Origin of the sequence: Pseudomonas sp. 5P_5.1_Bac1 (assembly GCF_025466015.1) — a bacterium.
Classification (GTDB): domain Bacteria; phylum Pseudomonadota; class Gammaproteobacteria; order Pseudomonadales; family Pseudomonadaceae; genus Aquipseudomonas.
Genome location: NZ_JANLNX010000006.1, coordinates 13,114 through 29,539, shown reverse-complemented (window position 1 = coordinate 29,539; position 16,426 = coordinate 13,114). Strand labels below are relative to the sequence as shown.

Sequence of the window (16,426 nt, the reverse complement as noted above, 5' to 3'; positions counted from 1 at the left end):
TGGTGTGGTTATTTCTTCAGTACAACGGCTCCGGGTGGACGCAGGTGTAGCGCCGTGCGCCCAGCGAATGGGTGGGTGGAGAGGTTTCGCGGCACACCGGCAGGGCGTGCCGGCACCGCGGATGGAACGCACAGCCCGACGGTAGGTGCAGCGGGCTCGGCGGTTCGCCCGGCAGCGGTTGTTCGGGCAGGCGGCGCGCCGGGTCGATATCGGCGATCGACTGGATCAGCGCGGCGGTATACGGATGGCGCGGCGCGTCGAAGACGTCGCGGACCGGACCTTCCTCGACGATGCGCCCGAGGTACATCACCGCCACCCGGTCGCACAGCCGGCGTACCACGGTCAGGTCGTGGGTGATGAACAGCAGCGCGAGGTCCATGCGTTCGCGCAGTTCCAGCAGCAGGTTGATGATCTGGCCCTGGATCGACACGTCCAGCGCGGCGACGCATTCGTCGGCGACGATCAGCCGCGGCTCGATGGCCAGCGCCCGGGCGATGCCGACCCGCTGGCACTGGCCGCCACTGAGCGAGCGCGGTTTGCGATCGGCCAGTTCAGGGCGCAGGCCGACCAGATTGAGCAGTTCGGCGACCCGCGCCTCGACCTGCTGCGCTGGCACTTTGCGCTGCACCCGCAGCACTTCGGCGAGAATCTGGCCAATGCTCTGGCGCGGGTTAAGGGCGGTGTACGGGTCCTGGAAAATCATCGCGGTTTCATGGCGCAGGCGGGCGATATCGGCCTTGCTGCCGTGGGCCATGTCGATGCCGTCGAAGAGGATCTGCCCGCCGGCCGTCTCGTTCAGGTGCAGGATGGCGCGGGCCAGGGTGCTCTTGCCGCAGCCGGACTCGCCGACCAGGCCGAGGGTCTCGCCGGCCTTCAGTTCCAGCGAGGCGCCGTTGACCGCGCTGACCTTGCGCTGGCGCAAGCCGAACAGGCCGCTGCCCGCGGCGGGAAACTGCACGTGCAGGTCCTTGACCTGCAACAGCGTGGTCATGACAGACCTCCGGCAAACAGCGGCGTGTGGCAGGCGAGGCGGTGGCCGGGCGCGGTTTCCCGCAGCTCCGGCAACTGCTCGCGGCAGGTAGGCGCGGCGTGCGCGCAACGCGGGCCGAAGCGACAGCCTTGGGGCATGGCGTCGAGTAAGGGCGGTTGCCCGGGAATGGTGTTCATCAGCCGCTGAGTGCTCTCGGCCGCCGGGTGACAGGCGAGCAGGCCGGCGCTGTACGGATGCTGTGGGTTTGCCAGGAGGTCCTGCTTGCTGCCGTGTTCGCAGAGGCGGCCGGCGTACATCACGGCGATGCTGTCGCAGGTCTGCGCCACCACGCCGAGGTCGTGGCTGATGAGGATGATCGACAAGCCGCGGCGGTCGCGCAGCTCCAGCAGCAGGCGGAGGATCTGCGCCTGCACGGTGACGTCCAGCGCAGTGGTCGGCTCGTCGGCGATCAGCACGTTCGGGTTGCAGCCCAGGGCCACGGCGATCATCGCCCGCTGGCGCATGCCACCGGAAAATTCATGCGGGTAGTTGTCGACCCGCGACTGCGGGTCGGGAATGCCGACCTGGCGCAACACGTCGATGGCCTGCGCCCGCGCTTCGCGGCGCGAGGCGCCCTGGTGCAGGCGGATGCCTTCGGCGATCTGTTCGCCGATGCGCATCAGCGGATCGAGGTGGCTGCTGGGGTTCTGGAAAATCATCCCCAGCTCGCGCCCGCGCATGCGGCGCATGCCGGTCTCGTCCAGGTGCAGCAGGTTCTTCCCGGCCAGGTGCACAGCCTTGCCTTCGACCCGCAGCTTCGGCGACGGCAGCAGGCGCATCAGGCCGCGGCAGGCCATGGTCTTGCCCGAGCCGCTTTCGCCCACCAGACCAAGAATCTCGCCTTCGCCGAGGCTGAACGACAGCCGATCGACCACCGCGACATCACGCCCCTCAAGGCGGGCGATCACGCTGAGGTCTTCGACCTGAAGCAGCGGTGCGCTCATGAACGGTCTCCCAGGCGTTCGGCGACGCCGTCGGCCAACAGGCTGAAGCCCATGGCCAGGGTCACCACGGCCAGGCCCGGGAAGGTGCAGATCCACCAGGCGCTGGTAATGAAGCTCTGTCCTTCTGCAACCATCGTGCCCCACTCGGCGGTGGGCGGTTGCACGCCGAGGCCGAGGTAGCTGACCGCCGCGCCATTGAGCAGCACCAGCACGGCGTCGGACATGCAGAACACCACCGAGCTGAACAGGGCGTTGGGCATCAGGTGGCCGAACAGGATGCGCCGGTGGCTGAAGCCCAGGCTCTTGGCCGCCAGAGCGAAGTCGCTTTCCTTGAGCACGAGGATCTGCGAGCGGATCAACCGTGCGTAGGACACCCAGCCGACCAGCGCCATGGCGATATAGAAGCTGCTCAATCCCGGGCCGAGAATGGCCATGATCGCCAGCATCAGCACCAGAAAAGGGAAGGCCAGGACGATATCGATCAGGCGCATGCACAGCGCGTCCAGGCGCCCGCCGACATAACCGGAGATGGCGCCGATGCAAGTGCCGAGCAGGAACGGGAAGATCACCCCGATCAACGCCATCTGCAGGTCGATGCGCGCGCCCCAGATCACCCGGGAAAGGATGTCGCGGCCAAAATTGTCGGTGCCGAAGGGGTACGCCAGGCTTGGCGCGGCAAGGCGCATGTCGCCGTTCTGCAGCAGTGGATCGTAGGGCGCGACCCAAGGCGCGAACAGCGCGAGGAGGATCCAGCCGAGCACGATGGCGAGGCCGAAATACAAGGTCAGGCGGCCATTGCCGAGCTGCCAGCGCAGGCGCCAGCGAACGGGGGCGGCGACGCTCGGGCTGCCGCTCATTGGATCGTCACCCGCGGGTCGATGGCGGTGGTCACCACGTCGGCGATGAAGTTGACCGCTACCGTGGCGCAGGCCAGCACCATCGCCACGCCCTGGACCACCATGTAGTCGCGGGTGAAGATTCCGCGGACCAGCAACTGGCCGATGCCGGGCAGGGAAAACAGGCTTTCGATCACCACCGTGCCGCTGATCAGCCAGCCGATGTTGACCGCCAGCAGGTTGACCGTGGGCACCATGGAATTGGGCAGGACGTGGCGACGAAACACCGCGTTTTCCGAGAGGCCACGGGCGCGGGCGGCGGTGACGTGGTCAGCCTGCATTTCCAGCAGCATGCTGGCGCGCAGGTTGCGCACCAGCACCGCCGACAGCGCCAGGGCGATGGTCAGGCAGGGCAGCACCAGGTGGTGCAGTTTGTCATCCCAGGTGCGGCCATAGCCGGACACCGGAAACAGCCCCCAGTGCACGCTGAACAGCAGGATCAGCATCAGCCCCAGCCAGAACGCCGGCAGGCCGAGGCCGGCAGTGGTGAACAGGCGGATCAGGTTGTCGGCCCAGCCGCCCTTGTTGCGTGCGGCGATGGTGGCCAGCGGCACGGCGATGATCAGCGCCAGCAGCACGCTGCCGAGCACCAGCATCAGGGTCGGCTCGATGCGCGTGGCGATCAGCTTCAGCGCGTCGATCTTGTACAGCAGGGACTGGCCGAGGTCGCCGTTGAGCAGGTTTTTCAGGAAGTACAGGTATTGGGTCCAGATCGGCTCGTCCAGCGCGTACTGGGCGCGGATCTTCTGGATCGCGTCCGGCGTGCTGCGGGCGCCGAGCAGCGCCCGCGCCGGGTCGCCGGGAATCGAGCGGACCAGCACGAAGGTGATGAGGCTTATGCCGAGCAGCACGGGCAGCAGTTGCAACGGACGGGTCAGGACAAACCGGTAGCGCGCCAGATTCATCGATCAGCCCCGGTGACGTTGCAGGAAATCCAGCAACACCGGGAAATAGGCCTGGGGTTCTTCGTAGAACGGCATGTGGCTGCTGTTGGGGAACACATGCAGCTCGGCCGCGTTGTCGAGCGCGAGCTTCATGCGCAGGGCGCAGGCGGGGGTGAGTTCGTCGTGCTGGCCGGTGGTGATCAGCACCGGCATGCGGAAGTCGGCCATTTCCTTCAGGCGATTCCAGTCCTTGAGGTTGCCGGTATAGAGGAACTCGTTGGGCCCCTGCATGGCGACGTACGGTCCCATGTTCCAGTCGCCCAGCGAACGCTGGACCGGCGCCGGCCATTCTTCCAGGCGGCAGACATGGCGGTAGTTGAGCAGGGTGATGGCAGCCTGGTACTGGGGATGATCGAGGTTACCGATGGCTTCGTAGCGCTGCATCATCGCCACGGTTTCGCTGCCGAGGGCGTTGCGCAGGCGATCCAGCTCGCTGGACAGGTGCGGGATGTCGCCGACGGTGTTTTCCAGGATCAGGGATTTCAGTGCCTGCGGGTGATGAATGGCGTATTCGATCGCCAGCCAGCCGCCCCAGGAGTGGCCGAGCATGTGCACGCGGCCCAGGCCGAGGCTTTCGCGCACTGTTTCGACTTCAGCGACGTAGCGGGTGATGTCCCACAGGGAAGGATCGTCGGGCCGGTCGGAGGCGCCGGTGCCCAGTTGGTCGAACGCCACGACCCGCAGGCCTTTGTCCTTGAGCCAGGAATGGGCATCACGAAGGTAGTCGCAGGGCAGGCCGGGCCCGCCGTTGAGGCACAGCAGCACCTCGTCGCCCTCGCCATAGCTGTACACCACGAGATTGTGGCCATCGACCGAAAGGTTGAACTGCTGGTCCGGTTGCATCTCACGCCACATCGCTACTCTCCTGTTGGCAATGGCTTACCGCTATACCCTGCGCAGGAGAATGCGCCACCTACAAGCTAGTATTTCTTATAGGTTTCATCTGGCAGTCCCGCGCCGAGCCGTGGCATTCTACTTGCCGGACTTCAAGATGGAAATCCAACAGGGGTATACACACAGGGAGTGCAAGGAATGCAGGCCAAGCTGGCTGACCTCAATACCCGTCTGTTGTCTGGCAGGAGCCTGGACGAACAGATAGACAGCGTTGCCGACATGGCGACGCAACTCGGTTTCGATACGCTGGTGTATGACTACAGCGCGGTTCCGCTGGATCACGTCGGCGAATTGATCACCCCCGCCGTCGTGCGCGTGCGTCATACACCGAAAGACTGGGAAGACCTCTGGGTTTCAGGCTTCTACCAGATCGATCCGGTCCAGCACCTCGCCCTTTCCGCCATCGCGCCGTTCGTCTGGTCTTATGAGGCGAAGCGAAAGACGGTCCTGCAGCAGCACATCGACCGTCGCCACGCCCCGGTGGCCAGTTACCTCAGAGATGCCCAACTCACCTGCGGCGTTACCGTGCCCATCCACATGCCGCGTGGCGGGTTGGCGACAATGACAGCGCTGCGCTCGGAGGTCCGCGACAGCGACCTGGAGGAGGCGCGCCACAGCCTTGCCGATTTTGGCCTGATCGCCCATGCCTTTCAGGAGGCGGCGTATCCCTTGCTTGGCAAGGAAGCGGTCGTGCAGACCGTTCGCCTGACCCGGCGTGAGCGTGAATGCCTGCGTTGGGCCGCCGACGGCTTGACCGCCGCGCAGATCGCCGAGCAATTGAACCGCTCACTGGCCACGATTTCCCTTCATTTGACCTCGGCGATGCACAAGCTGGGTGCAAAAAACCGTGTGCAGGCGGTGGCTCGTGCCGTGCATTACCGGCTTTTAGAGGGTTAGCTGCCGGAAAAATCCCGAAAACCTAGAGAATTCTCTAGTTATGCGCCGACGGGGCAGCAGTTATGGTGAGTGCCACAATTCGCACGGAGCCGGATGAAATGGAACTCATCAAATCGCGTGAAGGTTTTGCCCCGTTTGGCAGCCACCAGACTTGGTACCGCATTACCGGTGACCTCGAAAGCGGTCGCACTCCCTTGGTCATCCTCCACGGCGGGCCAGGCTGCACCTATGACTACGTCGACGCTTACAAGGATGTCGCTGCCGGCGGGTATCCGGTCATCCACTATGACCAACTGGGCAACGGCCATTCGACGCACCTGCCCGATATGCCGCCGTCGTTCTGGACGGTGAGCCTGTTTCTCGAAGAACTCGACAACCTGCTGGAGCACCTCGGCATCAGCGAGCGCTATGCGCTGCTCGGCCAATCCTGGGGCGGCATGCTCGGCAGTGTTCATGCCGCGAGAAGGCCGGCCGGCCTGCGCTGCCTGATCATCGCCAACTCGCCGGTCGACATGGGCACCTGGATGGAAGAAGCCAATCGCCTGCGCGGAGAATTGCCCGAAGACATTCAGGCCACCCTGCTCAAGCACGAAGCCACCGGTGATTACCTCGCCGCTGATTACCTGGCGGCGACCCGGTTCTTCTACAACAAGCACGTGTGCCGTCTCAGCCCGTGGCCGGAAGAGGTGGAACGCACCTTTGCCCAGGTTGACGCTGACCCGACCGTGTACCACGCGATGACCGGTCCGAATGAGTTCACCATCACCGGCAGCACCAAGGACTGGACCATCGCCAACTACCTGCCTGAGATCAACGCACCTTGCCTGCTGATTTCCGGTCGCTATGACGAAGCCACGCCACGGGTGATCCAGCCATTCCTGGACCTGATCCCGGGTATCCAGAGTGCGATCTTCGAGAACTCCAGCCACATGCCGCATGTGGAAGAGCGGGTCGCGTGCATGGGCACCGTGGTGAACTTCCTCGACGAGAACCTGTGATTTCGCGTTGACTTGGGGCCGCGGTGCGGCCCTTTACGGAGCTTCGCCTGCCGATGTGCGGGTGGCAGTGCGGCGGTTGATGTTTTTTTTACGTTCTAGCCGCTATAGTGGCCACCCTTGTTGGGGAGTAGCCTGCTCCTGACCCCGGTCAGTGAGCGTTCACGTCAACATTCTCGGCAGCAGCCGTGGCGTGAACACCTTTCTGGTTGGCGAGACCAACGATGCATCCATGCCTAAAGTCGGGCGTGTGGTTGCGTCGTTGACTCATAGCCCGACTGGACTGTAACCGTGAATCCCTTTTCCCTCCTCTTCCTCGCGCTCGCCATGTCGACCGATGCCTTTGCAGCAGCGATAGGCAAAGGCTCCAGCCTGCATAAACCGCGTTTCACCGAGGCCCTGCGCACCGGCCTGATCTTCGGCGTGATCGAAGCCATCACGCCGATCATCGGCTGGGGCATCGGCCAGGTCGCCGTCCAGTTCGTCGAAAACTGGGACCACTGGATCGCCTTCGGCCTGCTGCTGGTACTGGGTCTGCACATGATCTGGAACGGCCTCAAGGACGAAGACGAAGCCGAAGAAAAAACCAGCCAGCATTCCTTCTTGATTCTCGCGGTGACCGCATTTGCCACCAGCATCGACGCGATGGCGGTCGGTGTGGGCCTGGCGTTCGTCAACGTCAACATCCTGGTTGCCGCCGCATGCATCGGCCTGGCCACCTGCGTTATGGTCACCCTCGGTGTGATGCTCGGCCGTGTGCTCGGTTCGGTGGTGGGCAAACGTGCGGAGATTGTTGGCGGTGTCGTATTGATGCTGGTGGGCGCGACGATTCTCTATGAGCACCTGAGCGCCGTCTGATTGAGGTCTCTGGAGCCCGTCTCAGCGGGCTGCCCGGCCTCCCGGTGCCAGACCGCTGAGCAGCAGGCGCGCGGCGTTGCTGACCGCGATGTCGTAGTCCATTGCTTCGCTGCGCAGGCCGGGAAGCTGCCAGCCACGGCTGACGCAGGATTGCGCGATGGCCCAGATGGTCAGCAGCGCGTGTTCCGGGTCGATGGGCGCCAGCAGGCCGCGATCGACCCACTGGCGAATGCCGGCGAGACTTTGCTGGGTCTGCGTCGTCCAGCGGGCAAAAAACTCCCGAGGCAGGCGCCGCGCACCTTCACGCAGTTCAGCCATGAACACTTTCGAGGCGCAGGGCTGGCGCTCGAACAGACGGATCATGCGGATCAGCGTCTGGGTCAGCGCCTCGATCGGCGTCTCATCGTCGTCCAGCGACGGCATGCAGGCGCTCAGGTACGAGGGCGCGATGTCCTCCAGCACCTTGGCGTAGATGTTTTCCTTGGACTTGAAGTAGTAGTGCACGTTGGATTTGGGCAACCCGGCCCGTTGCGCGATGGTCGCAACGGTGGTGGCGGCGTAGCCCTTCTCGGCGAAGGCTTCGCTCGCCGCGTCGAGAATGGTCCGGCACACCGAGTCTGGCGCGTCGTCGGTGCGGGGCCGGGGTTTTCTGGCGCCCCGCGGCGTATCGAGGCGGGGATCGAACGGCATGATGTACATCGCGAATTCCTTGTTGTGCCCAAGCCCGGCGAGAGGTCCGCGTTGGAGTCGGGATTCGGAATATACAAAAATATACAGCGCTGGCGCGAGTCCGCTGTATTGAATTCTATATAACGAAGCGCGTAGCCTTCTGCCGGCGGTGACCACCGCAGTCTGATCGAGCAGCAGGATTTCCCCGATGCAGCAACGCACATACCCCTACGTCGCCTGGCGACTGACCCGCACATTCCAGGTCGTGAAGGTCGAACTGGTGGCTGGCGGCATCTACGGTAGCGCCTACGACCGAACGGAAACCGGACATAACTACCCGATCAGCGAGCTCTATCCGTCAAAGGACGAAGCCATTGCCGAGGGTGAGCGGCGACTGGAGATTCTGGCGGCGGATATCGCCAAGCGGCAGGTGAACTGGGAGCGGCGGCGGCGGGAGTTGTTGGGGCAGGGCGGGGGGCATTAAAAAGCCGGCTTGTGGCCGGCTTCTCGGGGACAGTCTTGGCTGACTTTTGGTAAGCCGCAACCGCCTTCAAATCGTTGGTCGACACGAGGTGTCGATAGGCGAGGGCTGTGTGAGGCCTCGCCCGCCCATGGCATGCAAGCGGCAGCCAGGGTGGAGGTGGGCCGTAGCATACTGGGAATGGCTCGCAATGCCCAGCGGAAAATGCACGCTTATGCGCTTCAGTCCGGCCTTTCGCTGCGGTATTGGGCCCACCAGAACACCCAGCCGAGGATCTCCAGTTGTTGGCTGCGAGCCTGGCTGACGCTGTAGCTTTCGCAGGGAAACCCTTCGCTGTCATGGCTGTGCAGGCGCAAGACGCCGTTGGTGCGTTTGCTCAGGCTGTGGATGCGCAAGCGTCCGTTGTGCAGGACCGCGTACAGCTCGCCCTCGACTACCCGCGTCAGGCCGCGGTCGATGGCCAGTGGGGCGCCGAACGGGATCAGTGGCATCATGTTGTAGTCCGGCATGCTCAGGCACAGCGCCTGGGTCGGGTCGACGCCGAGGCGGTCGAGGGCCTGGCGCGGCAGGCGCAGGTAGCGGTTGTCGATAGGTTCAAGCTGGCGGTTGCGCAGGCTGTGAAATGGCAGCTGCGCATCGCCTTCGCCATAGGTGGTGAGGGCGCTGTGGTCCGGCACCTCGCTTCTTGGCTGTGTGCGGGGGCGGTGTATTCGCGGTAATGGGTTGATGTGCTTGGGACCTTCGCCCGTGCGCAGCCATTTGCTGCGTACGCACAGCAATTCGGCGATTTCATCGAGCCGGGCCTGGGGCACTCCGCGATGGAACCAGTTGTTCACATGTTGAGGCGTCACCTTGCGCTGGGCTGCGAAGTCCGAAGCGCTCAGGTTGCACTCGTTCAGCAGTGCCTTCAGTCGATCACCGGATGTATTCATGGGGACTGATTCTAGAGGGCAGGAACACGGCTTCCTATAAACATTGGGTTGAGATATTTCGGAATGTTGATGGGTCGGAATTACAGTAATTGCCTATGGCGGCGTAGGAATTGTCGCTAACTCTCCACGCCTCACTTTCCACACACCCATGAAAAAGCCCCGCAAGTGCGGGGCTTTTTCGTCAAGCGAGGAGCTTAGCCTTTGTAGGCGGCAACGGCTTTGGTGATCTCGGCGCGGGCTGCATCAGCGTTGCCCCAACCATCGATCTTGACCCACTTGCCTTTCTCCAGATCTTTGTAGTTCTCGAAGAAGTGCTTGATCTGCTCCAGCAGCAGGGCTGGCAGGTCGGTGTATTCCTTGATGTCGACGTACAGCTGCGACAGTTTGTCGTGCGGTACGGCGATGACCTTGGCGTCGCCGCCGCCGTCGTCGGTCATGTTCAGGATGCCGACCGGACGGGCGCGGATTACCGAACCTGGAGCAACCGGGTAAGGGGTCACGACCAGCACGTCCAGGGGATCACCGTCGTCGGCCAGGGTGTTCGGGATGAAACCGTAGTTGGCCGGGTAGAACATCGGGGTGGCCATGAAACGGTCGACGAACAGGCAGTCGCTGTCCTTGTCGATCTCGTATTTGATCGGCGCGTGGTTGGCCGGGATCTCGATGGCGACGTAGATGTCGTTCGGCAGGTCTTTGCCAGCTGGAATCTTGCTGTAGCTCATTGGGCGTTGCCCCCGTGTTTGACCAAAAATTGGCCGCGATTATAGGCACATTCGGAAACGCTTGCCATGCCCGCCCCGATGCTTGACCGATTCACTCCAGCGCATCTTTGTACTGCGGGTGGCTGAGCTGGAGTTGTTGCAGGCGGGCCAGGGGATCCTGGCGATAAAACCCGCGAAGCTGGGCATAAACCGCGGGGTATGCCTGCATCAGCAGATCGGGAGCGCTGAAGAAGTATTCGCTGGTCACGGCGAAGAATTCGGCGGGGTTTTCCGCCGCGTAGGGGTCGATGGCGGTCTCGGCATCGGGGTTGCGGTCGAGCTGGCGGTTGAGGTCGTCGTAGGCGTGCTGCATGGCCTTGGCCCAGTCGCTGACACGCATGTCGCCGTGCAGTGGCGGCAGGCCATTGGCGTCGCCATTGAGCATGTCCAGCTTGTGCGACAGCTCATGGATGACCAGGTTGTAGCCTTCCCACACGCCGCTGGCCTGCACGCCGGGCCAGGCCATGATCACCGGCCCTTGCTGCCAGGCCTCGCCGCTGTGTTCGGCGTCCCATTCATGCTCGATGCCGCTGCTGTCGCGGTGGCGCTGGGGGCTGAGGAAGTCATCCGGGTAAAGGATGATTTCGTGAAAGCCCTGATACCAGTTGAGCGGTCCCAGGTGCAGCAGCGGCAACTGCGCCTGGGCGGCCAGGAACAGCCGCTCGCCATCGTTCAGCTCGACGCCGGGCAGGGTGGTGAGGTGTTTGTCCCGCAGAAACAGGATGCAGGCCTCGCGCAGCCACTGGTCTTCCTCGTCGTTCAGGCCGTCGAGGATCGGCAGGCGCTCGCGCACCTGCTGCCACAGTTGTGGATCGATCGGGTGCCGGGCCAGGGTCCGGCGGCGACGCCAGTCGCTCAGGCTCCACATGTCGGCGGATCAGTGCGCCTTGGCCGGGCCACGGTTCATGCGGCCGCGGACTACACCGATGATCACCGGCACCAGCGACAGCAGAATAATGGCGACGATCATCAGCGACAGGTTCTGCTTGATGAAGGGCACGTTGCCGAAGAAGTAACCCAGGGTCACCAGGCCGCCCACCCAGAGGATGGTGCCGGCGACGCTGAAGCCGAAGAAGCGTGGGTAGGGCATTTTCGCCAGGCCCGCGACGAACGGTGCGAAAGTCCGCAGGATCGGCAGGAAGCGCGCCAGGGTCACGGTCTTGCCGCCGTGGCGCTCATAGAAATCGTGGGTCTGCTGCAGGTAGTCGCGGCGGAAGATTTTCGAGTTCGGGTTGCTGAACAGGCGTTCCCCGGCTGTTCGCCCGATCACGTAGTTGGTGCTGTCGCCGAGGATGGCCGCGATCATCAGCAGGCCGCCAAGCAGTACCGGGTCCATGCCGCCGCCCGCGGCCACGGCGCCGGCGATGAACAGCAGGGAGTCGCCCGGCAGGAACGGCATCACCACCAGGCCGGTTTCGCAGAAGATCACCAGGAAGAGGATGGCGTAGATCCATGGACCATAGTTGTTGACCAGCAAATCGAGGTAAGCGTCGAGATGCAGAATGAGGTCCAGCGGGTTGAAGTCCATGTACGACACCTGTGTTCAATACGTTGGCTGGCAGTGCGAGGAGCGCAAAGTTACCCCACAAGGAAGGGTAAGAATTCACACAATACGAAGGGCGCCATTATACGGCGACGAGAGATTTCTGCTTACGCAGTTTGTAGCTGAATGTGCTGAGCGGCAAACCACTGTGGGAGCTGACCGGGCGGCGCTCCCACAGTGATCGTGTTGTCGTCAGTTGAGCGGCAGAACGTAGTTCTTGAACTCGGTGTCCTCGCGAAAACCGATGGACTCGTAGGTCTGCATCGCCACTTTGTTGTCGCTGCTGGTGGATACCCGCATGCGCACCGCGTTGGTTTCCTTGGCCATGCGTTTGGCTTCGCGCATGAGGTGGTCGGCCACCAGCATGCGCCGGGAGTCTTCGGCGACGTAGATGTCGTTGAGGATCCACACGCGTTTGAGCGACAGCGAGGAAAAACTCGGGTAGAGCTGGCAGAAGCCCATCAGCTTGCTGTCGTCATCATCCGGCAGCGCCAGGTAAATGATCGATTCGCCGCGTTCCAGGCGTTTTTCCAGGAAAGCGCGGGACGAGTCCGGGTAGGGCAGTTGCCCGTAGAACTCGCGGTACTTCACGAATAGCGGTGCAAGCAGGTCCAGGTGCTCAAGGGTGGCTTGGATGATTCGCATAAGCAGGCCTCGTGTTTCGAAGGGAATGGCGGCGAATCTCGGGCAGCCGTCGCCCCAGATGCTGCCTAAAGCGGAAAAAAATCGCAATCGTCGAAAAAGCGGCCGTCATTCAGGGTTTTCCAAGCAAGAAGTTTCCGTTTTGTTGCACGTCCGTTTCCGAATCAAGGGTCTGGACCTGCGCTTCGTCCTTGAGGTTCACCCCGGAAAGCTGTCTGCGACAGGCTTCGCGCATCAGGTAGACCAGGCGGTGCGCGGCCATGCCGTAACTCAGGCCTTCCAGGCGAACGTTGGAGATGCAATTGCGGTAGGCATCGGTCAGCCCGACTTTCGGGTTGTAGGTGAAATACAGCCCCAGGCTGTCCGGCGAGCTGAGGCCGGGGCGTTCGCCGATCAGGATCACGGTCATGCGCGCCCCCAGCAGCTCGCCGATTTCATCGGCCACGGCGACCCGGCCCTGTTCCACCAGCAGCACGGGCGCGGTGGACCAGTCATCGGCGGCGGTCTGTTCTTCAAGGCGATTGAGAAACGGCAGGGTGTGGCGGTGCACGGCCAGTGCGGACAGGCCATCGGCGACGATGATGGCCAGGTCGATCCCGCCGGGATTGCCCAGGGCGTGCTCGCGAAGCACCTGCGCGGAGTCTTCATGCAGGCGCCGCCCCAGGTCCGGGCGCTGCAGGTAGTGATGGCGGTCATTGGCGGCGCTGCGCAGCAGCAGGCTGTCGCGGCCGCGGGCCTGCAGTTGCTCGCGCAGGCCGGCATGGTCGAAGGGCAGGTGCACGGCGTCGCGGGCCTGGGCGTGGGCGAACTGGAAGTCCAGTTGCGCCTGGGTCGGCAGGCTGGTGCCGGATCGGCCGAGGGCGATGCGGGCCGGTGTCAGGCGGCGCAGTTCCAGCCAGGGGTTGTCGGTGGGCGTCGGTTGCTTGTCCATGAGGTCGCTCGCTTATCCCAGTTGCGCCAGGGCCTGGCGGAAGGCCGGTGGCAGGTTGTCGCCGAAGCGCACGCGGCCGTCGGCCTGGGTGAAGATGCCCATGCGCGCCAGCCAGCCCTCGAACTCCGGCGCCGGCTTCAGGCCCAGGGTCTGGCGGGCGTAGAGGGCGTCGTGGAAGGAGGTGGTCTGGTAGTTGAGCATGATGTCGTCGGAGCCGGGGATGCCCATGATGAAGTTGATCCCGGCGACGCCGAGCAGGGTCAGGAGCATGTCCATGTCGTCCTGGTCGGCTTCGGCGTGGTTGGTGTAGCAGATGTCGCAGCCCATGGGCACGCCCAGCAACTTGCCGCAGAAGTGGTCTTCGAGGCCGGCGCGGATGATCTGCTTGCCGTTGTACAGGTACTCGGGGCCGATGAAACCGACCACGGTGTTGACCAGGAATGGCTTGAAGTGCCGGGCCACGGCGTAGGCGCGGGTTTCGCAGGTCTGCTGGTCGACGCTGAAGTGGGCGTTGGCCGATAGCGCGCTGCCCTGGCCGGTCTCGAAATACATCAGGTTCTGCCCGAGGGCGCCGCGGTTCAGGCTCAGGCCCGCCTCGTAGCCTTCCTTCAGCACATTGAGGTTGATACCGAAACTGGCGTTGGCCGCCTCGGTGCCGGCGATGGACTGGAACACCAGGTCCAGCGGCACGCCGCGGTTGATCGCCTCGATGGAGGTAGTGACGTGGGTCAGCACGCAGGCCTGGGTGGGGATGTCGTAGCGCTGGATGATGGCGTCGAGCATTTCCAGCAGCGCGCAGATCGAGGCGATGCTGTCGGTGGCCGGGTTGATGCCGATCATGGCGTCACCGTTGCCGTAGAGCAGGCCGTCGAGGATGCTCGCGGCAATGCCGGCCGGTTCGTCGGTGGGGTGGTTGGGCTGCAGCCGGGTCGAGAGCCGGCCGCGCAGGCCCATGGTGCCGCGAAAGCGCGTGACCACACGGATCTTCTGCGCCACCAGCACCAGGTCCTGCACCCGCATGATTTTCGACACGGCCGCCGCCATCTCTGGCGTCAGGCCCGGCGCCAAGGCGCGCAGGCTGTTTTCGTCGGCCTGATCGCCGAGCAGCCAGTCGCGCAGGCCGCCGACAGTCAGGTGGCTGACAGCCGCGAAGGCCTGTTTGTCATGGGTGTCGATGATCAGCCGGGTGACTTCGTCCTCCTCGTAAGGAATCAGCGCTTCATTGAGGAAATGACTGAGGGGAATATCGGCCAAAGCCATCTGCGCGGCGACCCGTTCGCCGTCGTTGCTGGCGGCGACCCCGGCGAGGAAATCGCCGGAACGGGCCGGGCTGGCCTTGGCCATGACCTCTTTGAGGCTGTCGAAACGGTAGGTCTGGTTGCCTGCCGTGTGTACGAAACTTGCCATTCGGAATCTCCAGAGCGCCGCCGGGCCGGCCGGCGGCGCGGTGAGGCGGTCAGTGCAAGGCTTCTTCGGCCTTCTGGATTGCGGCGAACTCTTCTTCCGGCGTACCGGCCACCAGGTGATGGCGGCTGTACAGGGCGAAGTACGCAATCAAGATGCCATAGATGATGGCGGCGCCGATCACCACCCGCGGATCCACCAGAAAACCCGCCACCACGGCCAGGCAGGCCAGTACCAGGGCCACGCCGGAGGTGAAGATGCCGCCCGGCGTGCGATACGGCCGCTCCATTTTGGGGCGACGAATGCGCAGGGTGATGTGCGCGGCCATCATCAACACATAGGACAGCGTAGCGCCGAACACCGCCACCAGGATCAGCAGGTCACCCTGGCCGGTCAGCGACAAGGCGAAGCCGATGATGCCCGGGATAATCAGCGCCAGCACCGGAGCTTTGCTCTTGTTGGTCTGCGACAGCACGCGCGGCAGGTAGCCGGCGCGGGAAAGCGCGAAGATCTGCCGGGAATAGGCGTAGATGATCGAGAAGAAGCTGGCGATCAGGCCAGCCAGGCCCACCAGGTTGACGAAGCTGCCCATCCAGGTCGAGCCGCCGTAGGCCTTGGCCAGGGCTTCGACCAGCGGGTTGCCGGAGCTTTTCAGCGCTTCGGCACCGGCGGCGCCCGGGCCGATGACCAGGATCAGCAGGGCGAAACCAAGCAGCACCAGCATCGCGCCGATCAAGCCGCGCGGCAGGTCGCGCTTGGGATTCTTGGTTTCCTCGGCCGCCAGTGGCACGCCTTCGACAGCAAGGAAGAACCAGATCGCGTAGGGAATCGCCGCCCACACCCCTACGTAGCCGAAGGGCAGGAACTCGCTGGCGCCGACGGCCTGGGTTGGAAGGATGTCGAACAGGTTCTTCGTCTCGAAGTGCGGCACCATCGCAATCAGGAACACCGCCAGGGCAATGGCCGCTACCGCAGTGATGACGAACATCAGCTTCAGCGCTTCACCGACCCCGAAAATGTGGATGCCGATAAAGATGATGTAGAACACCAGGTAGATGATCCAGCCGCCGATGCCGAACAACGACTGGCAGTAGGCGCCGATGAACACCGCGATCGCCGCCGGGGCGATCGCGTATTCGATGAGGATCGCGGTGCCGGTGAGAAACCCGCCCCAGGGGCCGAAGGCGCTGCGGGCGAAGCCGTAACCACCGCCGGCGGTGGGGATCATCGAGGACAGCTCGGCCAGCGAGAAGCACATGCACAGGTACATCGTGGCCATCAGCAGCGTGGCGAGGAACATCCCGCCCCAGCCGCCTTGGGCCAGGCCGAAGTTCCAGCCGGCATAGTCGCCGGAAATCACGTAGGCCACACCGAGGCCGACCAGCAGGACCCAGCCGGCGGCGCCTTTTTTCAGTTCACGTTGTTGGAAGTAGTCGGAGCCGACCTTTTCGAAGTCGACGGAAGAACCTGCCGGTGTCCCGGCGGAGTGATCGCTTGGCATGAAGTCACCTGTTGTTGTTTTTGAGTGGTGAATGCGGTGCATGAAGCGGGCCAGAGGGGTTGCTCTGGTTTTTGGGGCTGCTTTGCAGCCCATCGCGAGCAAGC

The 16,426-nt window shown here is 63.7% G+C and carries 18 protein-coding genes and 1 riboswitch; of the genes, 4 read left to right on the top strand and 14 right to left on the bottom strand.

What is annotated here, in order from left to right; genetic code table 11:
- Nucleotides 1-16 precede the first annotated feature (16 nt).
- From NTD82_RS00550 to NTD82_RS00530, 5 genes are read right to left on the bottom strand one after another with little or no spacing between them, the layout of a single operon-like run.
- Nucleotides 17-991, bottom strand: a complete 975-nt coding sequence (locus NTD82_RS00550) for an ABC transporter ATP-binding protein (protein WP_262127404.1) — start codon at nucleotides 989-991, stop codon at nucleotides 17-19.
- Nucleotides 988-1,974: an ABC transporter ATP-binding protein gene (locus tag NTD82_RS00545; protein ID WP_262127403.1), complete on the bottom strand. Its 987-nt coding sequence runs from the start codon at nucleotides 1,972-1,974 to the stop codon at nucleotides 988-990. The genes NTD82_RS00550 and NTD82_RS00545 overlap by 4 nt, the downstream gene beginning before the upstream one ends.
- Nucleotides 1,971-2,831: an ABC transporter permease gene (locus tag NTD82_RS00540; RefSeq protein ID WP_095159354.1), complete on the bottom strand. Its 861-nt coding sequence runs from the start codon at nucleotides 2,829-2,831 to the stop codon at nucleotides 1,971-1,973. The genes NTD82_RS00545 and NTD82_RS00540 overlap by 4 nt, the downstream gene beginning before the upstream one ends.
- Nucleotides 2,828-3,775: an ABC transporter permease gene (locus NTD82_RS00535; protein ID WP_262127401.1), complete on the bottom strand. Its 948-nt coding sequence runs from the start codon at nucleotides 3,773-3,775 to the stop codon at nucleotides 2,828-2,830. The genes NTD82_RS00540 and NTD82_RS00535 overlap by 4 nt, the downstream gene beginning before the upstream one ends.
- Nucleotides 3,776-3,778: 3 nt before the next feature.
- Nucleotides 3,779-4,669 carry a proline iminopeptidase-family hydrolase gene (locus tag NTD82_RS00530; RefSeq protein WP_262127400.1) on the bottom strand — a complete coding sequence of 297 codons (891 nt, stop codon included), beginning with the start codon at nucleotides 4,667-4,669 and terminating at the stop codon, nucleotides 3,779-3,781.
- Nucleotides 4,670-4,846: 177 nt separating this feature from the next.
- On the opposite strand from NTD82_RS00530, the gene NTD82_RS00525 reads away from it, so the two are divergent.
- The 3 genes from NTD82_RS00525 to mntP all read left to right on the top strand — a co-directional run bounded on the left by NTD82_RS00525 (nucleotide 4,847) and on the right by mntP (nucleotide 7,458).
- Nucleotides 4,847-5,605, top strand: coding sequence for a LuxR family transcriptional regulator (locus NTD82_RS00525; RefSeq protein ID WP_262127399.1), 759 nt, complete (start codon nucleotides 4,847-4,849; stop codon nucleotides 5,603-5,605).
- Between the two features lie 98 nt (nucleotides 5,606-5,703).
- Complete coding sequence (locus NTD82_RS00520; protein ID WP_095159350.1) at nucleotides 5,704-6,603, top strand: proline iminopeptidase-family hydrolase; 900 nt, start codon at nucleotides 5,704-5,706, stop codon at nucleotides 6,601-6,603.
- A gap of 115 nt (nucleotides 6,604-6,718) precedes the next feature.
- A riboswitch (yybP-ykoY riboswitch) is annotated at nucleotides 6,719-6,887 on the top strand.
- 4 nt (nucleotides 6,888-6,891) lie between these two features.
- Entirely contained in the window at nucleotides 6,892-7,458 is a 567-nt protein-coding gene (gene mntP / locus NTD82_RS00515) for a manganese efflux pump MntP (protein WP_262127398.1), read from the top strand.
- 21 nt (nucleotides 7,459-7,479) lie between these two features.
- On the opposite strand, the gene NTD82_RS00510 is transcribed toward mntP, so the two are convergent.
- On the bottom strand, nucleotides 7,480-8,157 hold the full coding sequence (locus NTD82_RS00510) for a TetR family transcriptional regulator C-terminal domain-containing protein (protein ID WP_262127397.1): 678 nt from the start codon (nucleotides 8,155-8,157) through the stop codon (nucleotides 7,480-7,482).
- 178 nt (nucleotides 8,158-8,335) lie between these two features.
- Between NTD82_RS00510 and NTD82_RS00505 the strand changes: the two genes are divergently transcribed.
- On the top strand, nucleotides 8,336-8,611 hold the full coding sequence (locus tag NTD82_RS00505) for a hypothetical protein (RefSeq protein ID WP_262127396.1): 276 nt from the start codon (nucleotides 8,336-8,338) through the stop codon (nucleotides 8,609-8,611).
- A gap of 218 nt (nucleotides 8,612-8,829) precedes the next feature.
- On the opposite strand, the gene NTD82_RS00500 is transcribed toward NTD82_RS00505, so the two are convergent.
- The 8 genes from NTD82_RS00500 to eat all read right to left on the bottom strand — a co-directional run bounded on the left by NTD82_RS00500 (nucleotide 8,830) and on the right by eat (nucleotide 16,322).
- Nucleotides 8,830-9,540, bottom strand: a complete 711-nt coding sequence (locus NTD82_RS00500) for a helix-turn-helix transcriptional regulator (protein ID WP_095159348.1) — start codon at nucleotides 9,538-9,540, stop codon at nucleotides 8,830-8,832.
- 194 nt (nucleotides 9,541-9,734) lie between these two features.
- Nucleotides 9,735-10,262 carry an inorganic diphosphatase gene (ppa, locus tag NTD82_RS00495; protein WP_095159347.1) on the bottom strand — a complete coding sequence of 176 codons (528 nt, stop codon included), beginning with the start codon at nucleotides 10,260-10,262 and terminating at the stop codon, nucleotides 9,735-9,737.
- A 91-nt stretch (nucleotides 10,263-10,353) separates the two neighbouring features.
- The gene (locus NTD82_RS00490) at nucleotides 10,354-11,169 is read right to left on the bottom strand and encodes a zinc-dependent peptidase (RefSeq protein WP_262127395.1); all 816 of its coding nucleotides are present in this window, start codon (nucleotides 11,167-11,169) and stop codon (nucleotides 10,354-10,356) included.
- Between the two features lie 9 nt (nucleotides 11,170-11,178).
- Complete coding sequence (locus NTD82_RS00485) at nucleotides 11,179-11,829, bottom strand: DedA family protein (protein WP_095159345.1); 651 nt, start codon at nucleotides 11,827-11,829, stop codon at nucleotides 11,179-11,181.
- Nucleotides 11,830-12,036: 207 nt separating this feature from the next.
- Nucleotides 12,037-12,489, bottom strand: a complete 453-nt coding sequence (locus tag NTD82_RS00480) for a GNAT family N-acetyltransferase (protein WP_095159344.1) — start codon at nucleotides 12,487-12,489, stop codon at nucleotides 12,037-12,039.
- 109 nt (nucleotides 12,490-12,598) lie between these two features.
- Nucleotides 12,599-13,417, bottom strand: a complete 819-nt coding sequence (gene eutC / locus NTD82_RS00475; protein WP_262127394.1) for an ethanolamine ammonia-lyase subunit EutC — start codon at nucleotides 13,415-13,417, stop codon at nucleotides 12,599-12,601.
- A 12-nt stretch (nucleotides 13,418-13,429) separates the two neighbouring features.
- Nucleotides 13,430-14,824 (bottom strand): ethanolamine ammonia-lyase subunit EutB, encoded by a 1,395-nt coding sequence (locus NTD82_RS00470; protein ID WP_262127393.1) that lies wholly within the window; start codon nucleotides 14,822-14,824, stop codon nucleotides 13,430-13,432.
- Between the two features lie 49 nt (nucleotides 14,825-14,873).
- The gene (gene eat / locus NTD82_RS00465; RefSeq protein ID WP_262127392.1) at nucleotides 14,874-16,322 is read right to left on the bottom strand and encodes an ethanolamine permease; all 1,449 of its coding nucleotides are present in this window, start codon (nucleotides 16,320-16,322) and stop codon (nucleotides 14,874-14,876) included.
- Nucleotides 16,323-16,426 lie beyond the last annotated feature (104 nt).

Excerpts from the sequence above, each read along its gene's own strand:
- NTD82_RS00550 (WP_262127404.1), bottom strand. The coding sequence starts at position 991 with ATGACCACGCTGTTGCAGGTCAAGGACCTGCACGTGCAGTTTCCCGCC.
- NTD82_RS00545 (WP_262127403.1), bottom strand. The coding sequence starts at position 1,974 with ATGAGCGCACCGCTGCTTCAGGTCGAAGACCTCAGCGTGATCGCCCGC.
- NTD82_RS00540 (WP_095159354.1), bottom strand. The coding sequence starts at position 2,831 with ATGAGCGGCAGCCCGAGCGTCGCCGCCCCCGTTCGCTGGCGCCTGCGC.
- NTD82_RS00535 (WP_262127401.1), bottom strand. The coding sequence starts at position 3,775 with ATGAATCTGGCGCGCTACCGGTTTGTCCTGACCCGTCCGTTGCAACTG.
- NTD82_RS00530 (WP_262127400.1), bottom strand. The coding sequence starts at position 4,669 with ATGTGGCGTGAGATGCAACCGGACCAGCAGTTCAACCTTTCGGTCGAT.
- NTD82_RS00525 (WP_262127399.1), top strand. The coding sequence starts at position 4,847 with ATGCAGGCCAAGCTGGCTGACCTCAATACCCGTCTGTTGTCTGGCAGG.
- NTD82_RS00520 (WP_095159350.1), top strand. The coding sequence starts at position 5,704 with ATGGAACTCATCAAATCGCGTGAAGGTTTTGCCCCGTTTGGCAGCCAC.
- NTD82_RS00510 (WP_262127397.1), bottom strand. The coding sequence starts at position 8,157 with ATGTACATCATGCCGTTCGATCCCCGCCTCGATACGCCGCGGGGCGCC.
- NTD82_RS00505 (WP_262127396.1), top strand. The coding sequence starts at position 8,336 with ATGCAGCAACGCACATACCCCTACGTCGCCTGGCGACTGACCCGCACA.
- NTD82_RS00500 (WP_095159348.1), bottom strand. The coding sequence starts at position 9,540 with ATGAATACATCCGGTGATCGACTGAAGGCACTGCTGAACGAGTGCAAC.
- ppa (WP_095159347.1), bottom strand. The coding sequence starts at position 10,262 with ATGAGCTACAGCAAGATTCCAGCTGGCAAAGACCTGCCGAACGACATC.
- NTD82_RS00490 (WP_262127395.1), bottom strand. The coding sequence starts at position 11,169 with ATGTGGAGCCTGAGCGACTGGCGTCGCCGCCGGACCCTGGCCCGGCAC.
- NTD82_RS00485 (WP_095159345.1), bottom strand. The coding sequence starts at position 11,829 with ATGGACTTCAACCCGCTGGACCTCATTCTGCATCTCGACGCTTACCTC.
- NTD82_RS00480 (WP_095159344.1), bottom strand. The coding sequence starts at position 12,489 with ATGCGAATCATCCAAGCCACCCTTGAGCACCTGGACCTGCTTGCACCG.
- eutC (WP_262127394.1), bottom strand. The coding sequence starts at position 13,417 with ATGGACAAGCAACCGACGCCCACCGACAACCCCTGGCTGGAACTGCGC.
- NTD82_RS00470 (WP_262127393.1), bottom strand. The coding sequence starts at position 14,824 with ATGGCAAGTTTCGTACACACGGCAGGCAACCAGACCTACCGTTTCGAC.
- eat (WP_262127392.1), bottom strand. The coding sequence starts at position 16,322 with ATGCCAAGCGATCACTCCGCCGGGACACCGGCAGGTTCTTCCGTCGAC.